The following is an 8,891-nucleotide window of genomic DNA, read 5'->3' as shown; positions in this document are numbered from 1 at the left end:
GCCTGCCGCCAAGCTTGTTGCCAACGGCGATTGTTTCTCCATCGTGTCCGACTATCTCGGCACACCCCTGCAAGCTTACGATAAAAAGGGCGACAAGGTTTGGGAACAGGAACTGGACATCTACGGGCGGCAAAGGAAACGCCCGTCTGCAATCATTCCATTCAAGTACCAAGGGCAGTATGAGGATGCGGAGACAGGTTTGTATTACAATCGTTTCCGCTACTACGATCCGAATTCGGGGAGTTATATCAGCCAAGACCCGATTGGGTTGGTAGGCGAGAATCCTACTTTGTATTCACATATTAAATCACCTAATTCCCAATTAGATCTCTTAGGGCTAGATGTGTATGCGTTAGTTGCGACTCATGATGGATGGTATCCTGTCTACGAATATGGAACAAAAGATCCTATTGCATATACAAAACTGAATAAAGGTGATGTTTACAAAATAGGAGAAACTCAACACCCTAAGACCAGATATTCTCAAGTGCGTCTTGACGAAGCAAGGATTAATAGATCAAAGGCCACAGCTGCCGCCTTTGATGCCGATGGAAACATTATTCCTGCAGGTGTTAAGATGAAACCAATATCACAGGGAGGAACAAAAAAAGCTGATCGTCAACTGGAAAACAGCTTATTAAAAAAGTATAACGAAGAGCATGGCCACCTGCCTGCTGGCAATAAACATTATCACTAAGCAAAAAGTATGAGCGTATTTTTATTTTCAACTTATGAGTTAGATTCCTCTGGTGCACATTCTACAGATTTGCGTATAGGAAAAGTTCTTGATAATATTGTCGATAGCTTGAATGACTTATATTGGCAGGAAACGCTTGTCAAACAAATAGGTTACGACAAGCGCAAAGGAAGAAAAATTAAATTATATTTACGAGTTTTCCGAAAGAATAGAATTGCTGAGAATGAGATGAAATCTTATTGTAGATTTATGAAGAAAGAAGGATGTTTAATAATTGATCCTATTTTTTCTTTAGAAGACTATTCTAGTTTGAAAGATAAAGAGTTGTCAGCCAAGATGTATAATGATATATTTCAATATTTAGAACTATCCATAAAAAGATACAAAACAAAATTTGATGATTTCAGCTTTCATACATTTTTTGATTGTTTACAACTTAGAGTTAACGACATACGGCAAGGCCATTTCACACAACATAAGAATGATCAACTTGAAAAACTTTTAGAGGGGATAATAGATTAGGCTAATCTTTGTGAGACGTTCTCTTTCCTTTACTTTTTATTTCGTTCCCATGCAAGAGATGCTATAGGTGGTGTGGCATCTTAAGTTACGCTACGGCTTGTTTGTACTGCACCATGCGGTATAAACGCCAACGAACTTAAACATAGTTTAAGAAAACAAAACCTTTATGTGAATATTGTTAAAGAAGGAGTCTTTCTTCTCTTTATTTGTTGCCGTTTTGAAATTATATTGAGACCTCTGCAAAACCTTCATTTATAGAGAAATTCCCATTTATTTGTGTTTAGAAGCATATTCCAACGTGTTTATTGTTATAATTGATGCCGTAAAACGATTATTATCATCTATATTTGTGTCCAATTTTCTTTTATTTGAGAGCATTGGACACAATTATCCCTGGCGTTCGATATAAGTTGTAGGCAACAGCCTCCATAATATGCTGTGCATGTGTTTTGGCAAGTCCTACATATCTTGCCGTACCTCCCCTAAACCATCTGTGTATGGAACCAAAAGTGCGTTCCACCCTGTACCTAATTTTACTGATAGCCACATTGATGCGTTTCTCTCTTTCTGTAATCTTATGCGCCCTTGTTCCTTTGTGCATAATGCGACATTTTAGTTTCATTCGAGCAAGTGTCTCCTTGTTTTCTGCCGAGTCATAACCCTTATCAGCATATACGAGAGTCTTTTTCGGAAGATTTGCTTTTTCTGGGGCGTTTCCAAATGCTTGATATCGCTCTCATTAGCTGCGGTAGTCTCCTCTGCAAGAACCAATCCATTTTCATCTGTAACTGAATGCCGTTTGTATCCAAAGTGGAGCCTTCCCATTTTCTTGATCCAGCGTGCCTCCCCATCAACATTGGGCTTGAGTTTCTCCTTGAGCATAGCTTTCTCGGATTTTAATTTACCCGTTTCTTCATCTCTGTCCTCAACTATCTCATACTCCTTACGACCACGTGGACGACTAGGACTATCGGTAATGCTGGCATCGACGATAGCCCCACGTTTGACAATAACACCTTGTTGCTCCAACTGACGGTTAATCTCATTCAGTACCATATCATAAAGGTCTGCCTCTACAAGAATGTTACGGAAACGACATACAGTCGTACTATCAGGAGCAACATCTTCCAAACCCAGTCCTACAAAGCGGCTGAAAGACAAACGATCGTTTACCTGCTCCTCAACCTCACCATCACTAAGACCATACCAAGTACGGAGAAGTTCGATTTTAAAAAGCACAAGACTATCATAGCTCGGACGACCAGTTGCCTTGTTACCTTTGGTGTAGGCAATTTCAATAATACCACGGATTGGATTCCAATCGATAATATTGTCTATCTGAGAAAAGAAGGTCTGCTTGACCTTACGCTGACCGGCTAATAGGTCGGCAAAACTGAGAGAGGAGAGTTGCTGTTTCATACTATAAAGGTACGAAAAAATAATGATATAAGCAAATTTCTAAACTAAGAGTTTTGCAGAGGTCTCATATTATTAATAACAGCCTTTACACGATAGACTTTCTTTGTTTGTTCATCATAATAAACATACAATCCTACCTTATTCCCAACGAAAGTTCCATCAAAACATCTTACTCCGTTTGATATAGCTTCACTATATAGTTTATTATACACATATCCTTTCTGTACTATTTTTGCTTGAAACTGGTTGATAGTTCCATCTATAGGAATGCCAGAAAATTTTAGATGTTCTGACTGGGCATAACAGAATATGCCTAATAGCATTGTGAATGTAAATAATACGATACGTTTCATAAGTGTAATTGTTAAGTTAATGTTTCTAGTGAGCTTAAAAAATGTTATGATATACTGAGCCGGTTTATGCTCTTTACCATAAACTATCTATTGATTTCTTTTGCGAATACCACAAAGTATCTCAGACAAAGCAAAATTATTGTTCAATCTTCTCTACTTTTGGCGATGAAACTTTCTCTATAGTTGGTGTAGTTGCAGGTTTTGACGCTGTTTTTGTAGGTACAGTTTGTGTAGGGTCGTTAGCAGGAACTGGTAGAGGGGCAGAAGGCGTAACATTTTCTTGATTCTCTTTTTCTGCTTTCCGTTGTGTGTTTATGATAGTTTCTTCATTATTTTTCTTTGTTTCGCTATTACTTTTTACGTTTTCTTCGTTTGTTGTTAGGTCTCTCTTCCTACTTTTTCGGTTTGGCCATAGGTAGTCGCCCACAACATCTACAGTATCAAGCACAGCATTCCGTTGTTGCTCTTCTTGCTGTTCTTGTTCAGAAACTACATCATCTTCGGCAATCACAAAGTTGTAAAACAGTCCGAAACCAAATAAAATTAGTATCATTACGAGCAGTTTAAATGTAAGAGAACTTATAAACTTACGTTTCTTTCCTTCGTTCGCCATAGTTTTACGTTTTATTAATTGAATATATTTTTGCAAAGATAGGAATAAAAAAGCAGAAAAAGGGGCAAAGCTGAAAAACTCTCCCCCTTAATGTTTTATTCTTTAATTCGTATAAGGGCATTTGCTAAGATAGCAGTTAGTCCCCCCATTGTTATACCGCTAGAGAAAATGTTTTTTATTATTGGGGGCATTTGGTCTAATATGTTTGGCACAAGTTCTACGCTCAATCCCATAGCAAAACTTATTGCCATAACCAAAACTGCCTTGCGATTGATGGAGGTTGATGCAATAATACGAATGCCAGCAGCTGCAACAGTTCCAAACATAAGCAATGTTGCACCGCCGAGAACGCAGTCTGGAATGAGTGAAAATATTTGTCCTACCACTGGAAATAGCCCTAAAATAAGCAAAGCACCTGCTACAAAGTAGCCCACATAGCGACTGGCAACGCCCGTAAGCTGTATCATTCCGTTGTTCTGTGCAAAGATAGAGTTTGGAAAACTATTGAAAACTGCTGCAAGAAGCGAATTGAAACCGTCTGCCAAGATGCCTCCTTGTGCACGTTTCATAAATACTGGTCCTTCAACTGGTTCTCCTGAAATCAGCGAATTGGCAGTAATATCTCCGTAAGCCTCAACTGCTGTTACCAAATATATCAGTCCTAATCCGATGATGGAGCCGGTGTCGAAATGCAAACCATACTTGAAAGGTTCAGGAATGTTTAGTGTACCCGTATCGCCTAACCGTGAAAAATCTATTAAGCCTAAGAAGTAAGCAACAGTAGAACCTAATATTAGTCCCAAAACGATAGATGCCATTCGTAAGAACGGATTGCTTGATCTATTGAATATAACGATGCTTACAAGTACAAGCAGTGCTAATCCAAGATTTTGTATAGAGCCAAATGTATGTGTAGCCATAGCTGCATTTCCACCGCCACACGAGTTTATGCCTGCTTTTATTAAGCATAAACCAATAAGTGTAACAACAATCCCCGAAACTAGGGGAGTTATTATCTTACGCATATAGGGCAGTACGCGGCTGACCAGCATTTCTACAACCGATGCCACCATACAAGCTCCGAATATATAGCTTAGTCCCATCTCGACATTCATCTTCCCGTTTACCATTCCGAGCATACCAGCTCCGATAATGGGACTGATGAACGAGAAAGAAGTTCCTTGAATGCACAGTAAACCTGCACCAAGAAAACCAAAACGTTTACATTGAATGAAGGTTGCAATGCCCGAAACAAACAACGACATAGATATAAGATATCCTGTTGTTTCTAAATCGAATTGTAACTCAGAGCTGATAATGAGTGGTGGAGTAATGATAGCTACGAAAATTGCTAACAGATGCTGTACTGCAGCAAAGATTGTTTCGCGCAAAGGCGGTCGGTCGTTCAGACCATAAATAAGTTCTTTTTTTTGTTCCATAGGTTTTTATTGTTGTCTAATCTTTATTTCACAGTTGTCTAATGAGTCGATAATAGCCAAGCTTTCGCAACGTATTCCTGCTGCTTCTATAATCTCACGACCATTTTGGAATGCCTTTTCAATGATAAATCCCATACCTACAAGTTCAGCCCCAGCCTGACTACACAAGTTTATTATTCCTTTTGCAGCATTGCCGTATGCTAAGAAGTCGTCTACAAAAAGAACCTTATCTGAAGGTGTAAGATATTCTTTTGATATACAAACATGGTATTCGCGCTGCTTTGTAAACGAGAATACAGTAGTCGAAAGCATATCAGCCATTGTAGAAGGCTTTTTCTTTTTGGCAAAAACGACTGGCAAATCGAGCAAGAACCCCATCATAATGGCTGGTGCAATGCCACTTGCTTCAACAGTTATAATCTTATTTATTTCTGTGGAAGCATAGCGCCGAATAAGTTCCACAGCAATTTGCTTCATCAGGTTAGGGTCTAACTGATGATTAATAAATTTGTCTACCTTTAAAATACCCCCCTCATAGCATTTCCCATCTTTAAGAATGCGATCTATCAATGTTTTCATTGTACGGTTATTTACTTAGCTTGTTGTTAATTTTCTGCTTATATATGTCTAACGCTGTTGCTAAAAACGGTTGTTAGAAATATATAGAGTGCAAAAGTAGTAAATTATGAAAGACTATTAGCCAATCTCATCATTTATTTTCTTTTTCAGTGGAAAGAAACGAAGTAAAAGGACAGTTTTTGCTAAAGTTGCATTCCTTTCTGTAAAATATTATGTACTTTTGCAGCCTAATTTCGGTATGGTTTGCTTTATACTAAGGTTTATTGTACCGATATTAACAAATCTATTAATTATATGTACAAACCAATTTTTAACAAGCGTAGTGTAGTGAAGTTTACTCACTTTTCTAATCGCGGCTATTCTCTCTTTGCTGTTTTAGGTAAAGAAGTGATAATTGGTGTACTGAGTGTTGCTACTCTTCAACATGCAACGGCACATAACACAAGTAATGATGCCTTGAAAGTAAGTGGCGATTCTACAGTAACCAATAAGCAAGTGCTGTTAGACGAAGTAAATGTAACTGGTACACGGGCGCCACTGACTGTTAGTCAGCAAGCGAGAATGGTAACTGTACTGAGTCGTGAAGATATTAAAGCTGCGCCAGTACAAAGTGTAAACGACCTTTTAAAGTATGCTGTAGGGGTAGATGTGCGACAGAAGGGAGCTTTAGGAGCACTTACCGATGTGAGCATACGTGGTGGAAATTCTGAGCAGATTACTATTTTGCTGAATGGCATTAATATCTGCGACGCACAAACAGGACATAATGCGTTTGATTTTCCTGTTGATTTAAATGAAATTGAACGTATTGAAGTTCTCGAAGGTCCGGCAGGACGCGTTTATGGTACATCGTCTTTATTGGGTGCTATAAACATTGTAACAAAAACTCCCCAGTCTTCTTCTCTCTCTGCACGTATAGAAGGTGGTTCTTATGGCTATCTTTCAGCTGGTGCACGTGCAAACATTGCACAAGGGCATTGGAACAATCAGCTTTCTGCATCGTATACTCGAAGCGATGGATATCTACGAAATAAGGCTGGAAAACTGAGCGCAGACTACAAGACGAACAAGGCTTTTTATCAAGGTAATTATAACGACGACCAGATTGCAGTAAACTGGCATGCTGGAATGAGCGTTAAAGACTTTGGTGCTAACACGTTTTATGCGGCAAAATATGACGACCAGTTTGAACACACGTTTAAAACTTTTACTGCCTTACAGGCTGAGAACAAACAAGGACTATTTCACATTCGTCCGTCTATCTATTGGAATCGTAGTATGGATAGATTCGAACTATTCCGTGGAGCACCACAAAAGTATGCGTATAACTACCACAGAACCGATGTGTATGGTGTAAATCTTAATGCTTATTTCGATTGGTGTTTGGGACGAACTGCTTTTGCTGCTGAGCTGAGGCAAGAGGAGCTTGTGAGTACAAACCTTGGCGAAAAGCTCGAACGAAACCATCATATCCATGGAACTAATCTCGACTATACGCATGGAATTAACCGTACCAATCTGCAATTCGTATTGGAACACAATATTATTCTTTCACGCTTTACGCTATCGGCAGGTATTGTTGCTGTGAAGAATAGTCAGGCCGATATGAATATGCGCATCTATCCTGGTATAGATGCAAGTTATAGAATAGGAAATGCATGGAAAGTTTATGCCTCGTACAATTCTTCGTTGCGTATGCCGTCGTTTACCGAATTGTTCTATTCGGTGGGAGGACATAAAGCCGATAAACACCTAAAACCAGAAGAGCTTTCGGCTCTCGAAACAGGTGTAAAGTATAGTTGGAGCGGAATTAGTGGAAAAACGAGTCTTTTCTATAATCGGCAGAAAAATCGTATCGACTGGATTTCTGATGGAACACTTGATGCTAATGGTGCAGTGCTTTGGAAAAGTGTAAACTTTGGTCTTATCAACGTTGTTGGTTTAGAATCTTCGTTACGTTTCGACTTCTATATGTTGATGCCATCACAACGTTTCTTTAAACAATTTGGTATAGCCTATTGCTATCTTAACCAAAATGAAGAGGAACATAATGGCGTTACAAGTAAATATGTTCTAGAATATGTGAAAAACAAAATGGTGGCTGATTTGCAACTGAATTTATGGCGAAACCTTGACTTAGGTCTGAACTATCGGTTGCTTCACCGTATGGGAAATTACATTGATACCGCCAATCAGCACCATAAATATGCAACGTATGGCATACTCGATGCACGTCTATCGTGGAATGCAAATAAATGGACAGCATTTGTTGCTGCAAACAATTTGCTGAATAAGACATACGTAGACTATGGAAATGTGCCACAACCAGGGACTTGGATTACTGCAGGTTTCAACATACAAATGTAGTTTTGTAATATTGGCTAGTTATAACAATAGATGTATTCATTACTCTTAAAGTTTATTACTCAATATAACATCGTTTCCAATAAAAAGATATGATTTCGAACTAAGTGCTTAAAGCACAACACTTAAAGTTGAATGAAGATTATAATATATAGGAATGATTTAGAAATGAGTGGTATGTTTGAAAATTCATAGTATTGTTATAGGTAAAGAACGCTCACTATTTCGACAGTAAAGATAATGCTTTGCGTGGGAAAGTGAACGTTCTTTTGTATATTTCCTCTTCGTTTCTTTTTTCTGCTTGCTTTAATAACTTCTATTTGTAACACTAAGGTAAGTGAAATCTACTGTATGTTGAGGATATATACAATGTATTGTTAATTAGATACTTATAATAGTGTGTAAATCAGAATATTATAGAATAAAAAAGTTAATAATAGTCATCTGGTTAAATCTCTTTTAAGTGTTATAATATAAAATGACAAAGGTTGTAGTTTTTTGTGATATCTAATTTGCAACTGATAGATATCTAAAACGAACGTGATAGATATCTAAGACGAGTGCGATAGATATCTAAAATGAAAGAACAGTATTTGACTAACTTTTACAAGGCATTTGATATGTTTTATTTTATGGGCGAGTAGACAGTAGCTATTGGTTATAATATTCCAATCTATTATTTACTGTGCCTCCGATTCTATTGTAGATTAGATTGTTTTACTTTATAACATACACCGTCTGAGTTGTGTTATAAAGTGGAACAAGATGGATGGTAAGAAGACGAAAGCAGGCACAAGGTCAATAGTATGAACTATAACAATGGATTTACCGTATAATGGCAGATTTGGGTTTGAATTAAAGTATAGTTTTTAGTTTGAATTGCAGGAGGATAAACAAAAAGAAGA

The 8,891-nt window shown here is 37.9% G+C and carries 7 protein-coding genes and 1 pseudogene; 3 read left to right on the top strand and 5 right to left on the bottom strand.

The features are described 5' to 3' along the window. Positions 1-697: RHS repeat domain-containing protein (locus HMPREF9144_RS12900; RefSeq protein WP_257009649.1), on the top strand; the 697-nt coding region annotated here is incomplete at its 5' end. A 9-nt stretch (positions 698-706) separates the two neighbouring features. Continuing rightward, complete coding sequence (locus tag HMPREF9144_RS07445; RefSeq protein ID WP_006045322.1) at positions 707-1,219, top strand: Imm44 family immunity protein; 513 nt, start codon at positions 707-709, stop codon at positions 1,217-1,219. A 364-nt stretch (positions 1,220-1,583) separates the two neighbouring features. Here the strand turns inward: HMPREF9144_RS07445 and HMPREF9144_RS07435 are convergent. The 5 genes and pseudogenes from HMPREF9144_RS07435 to xpt form a co-directional block, all read right to left on the bottom strand. Beyond that, a pseudogene (locus HMPREF9144_RS07435) lies at positions 1,584-2,638 on the bottom strand (IS5 family transposase). Between the two features lie 44 nt (positions 2,639-2,682). Next, the gene (locus tag HMPREF9144_RS07430) at positions 2,683-2,991 is read right to left on the bottom strand and encodes a hypothetical protein (RefSeq protein WP_146739293.1); all 309 of its coding nucleotides are present in this window, start codon (positions 2,989-2,991) and stop codon (positions 2,683-2,685) included. A 136-nt stretch (positions 2,992-3,127) separates the two neighbouring features. Beyond that, positions 3,128-3,604: a hypothetical protein gene (locus HMPREF9144_RS07425; RefSeq protein ID WP_006045315.1), complete on the bottom strand. Its 477-nt coding sequence runs from the start codon at positions 3,602-3,604 to the stop codon at positions 3,128-3,130. A 95-nt stretch (positions 3,605-3,699) separates the two neighbouring features. Beyond that, complete coding sequence (locus tag HMPREF9144_RS07420; RefSeq protein ID WP_006045314.1) at positions 3,700-5,043, bottom strand: nucleobase:cation symporter-2 family protein; 1,344 nt, start codon at positions 5,041-5,043, stop codon at positions 3,700-3,702. A gap of 6 nt (positions 5,044-5,049) precedes the next feature. Continuing rightward, complete coding sequence (gene xpt, locus HMPREF9144_RS07415) at positions 5,050-5,622, bottom strand: xanthine phosphoribosyltransferase (protein ID WP_006045313.1); 573 nt, start codon at positions 5,620-5,622, stop codon at positions 5,050-5,052. 294 nt (positions 5,623-5,916) lie between these two features. Here xpt and HMPREF9144_RS07410 point away from each other — a divergent pair, with 294 nt between their 5' ends. Next, complete coding sequence (locus HMPREF9144_RS07410) at positions 5,917-7,989, top strand: TonB-dependent receptor (protein ID WP_006045312.1); 2,073 nt, start codon at positions 5,917-5,919, stop codon at positions 7,987-7,989. Positions 7,990-8,891 lie beyond the last annotated feature (902 nt).

It is taken from the genome of Prevotella pallens ATCC 700821 (genome assembly GCF_000220255.1).
GTDB classification, from domain to species: domain Bacteria; phylum Bacteroidota; class Bacteroidia; order Bacteroidales; family Bacteroidaceae; genus Prevotella; species Prevotella pallens.
The sequence above is the reverse complement of the archived record's forward strand: the minus strand, read 5'-3'. Positions and strand labels throughout refer to the sequence as shown.

Excerpts from the sequence above, each read along its gene's own strand:
- HMPREF9144_RS07445 (WP_006045322.1), top strand. The coding sequence starts at position 707 with ATGAGCGTATTTTTATTTTCAACTTATGAGTTAGATTCCTCTGGTGCA.
- HMPREF9144_RS07430 (WP_146739293.1), bottom strand. The coding sequence starts at position 2,991 with ATGAAACGTATCGTATTATTTACATTCACAATGCTATTAGGCATATTC.
- HMPREF9144_RS07425 (WP_006045315.1), bottom strand. The coding sequence starts at position 3,604 with ATGGCGAACGAAGGAAAGAAACGTAAGTTTATAAGTTCTCTTACATTT.
- HMPREF9144_RS07420 (WP_006045314.1), bottom strand. The coding sequence starts at position 5,043 with ATGGAACAAAAAAAAGAACTTATTTATGGTCTGAACGACCGACCGCCT.
- xpt (WP_006045313.1), bottom strand. The coding sequence starts at position 5,622 with ATGAAAACATTGATAGATCGCATTCTTAAAGATGGGAAATGCTATGAG.
- HMPREF9144_RS07410 (WP_006045312.1), top strand. The coding sequence starts at position 5,917 with ATGTACAAACCAATTTTTAACAAGCGTAGTGTAGTGAAGTTTACTCAC.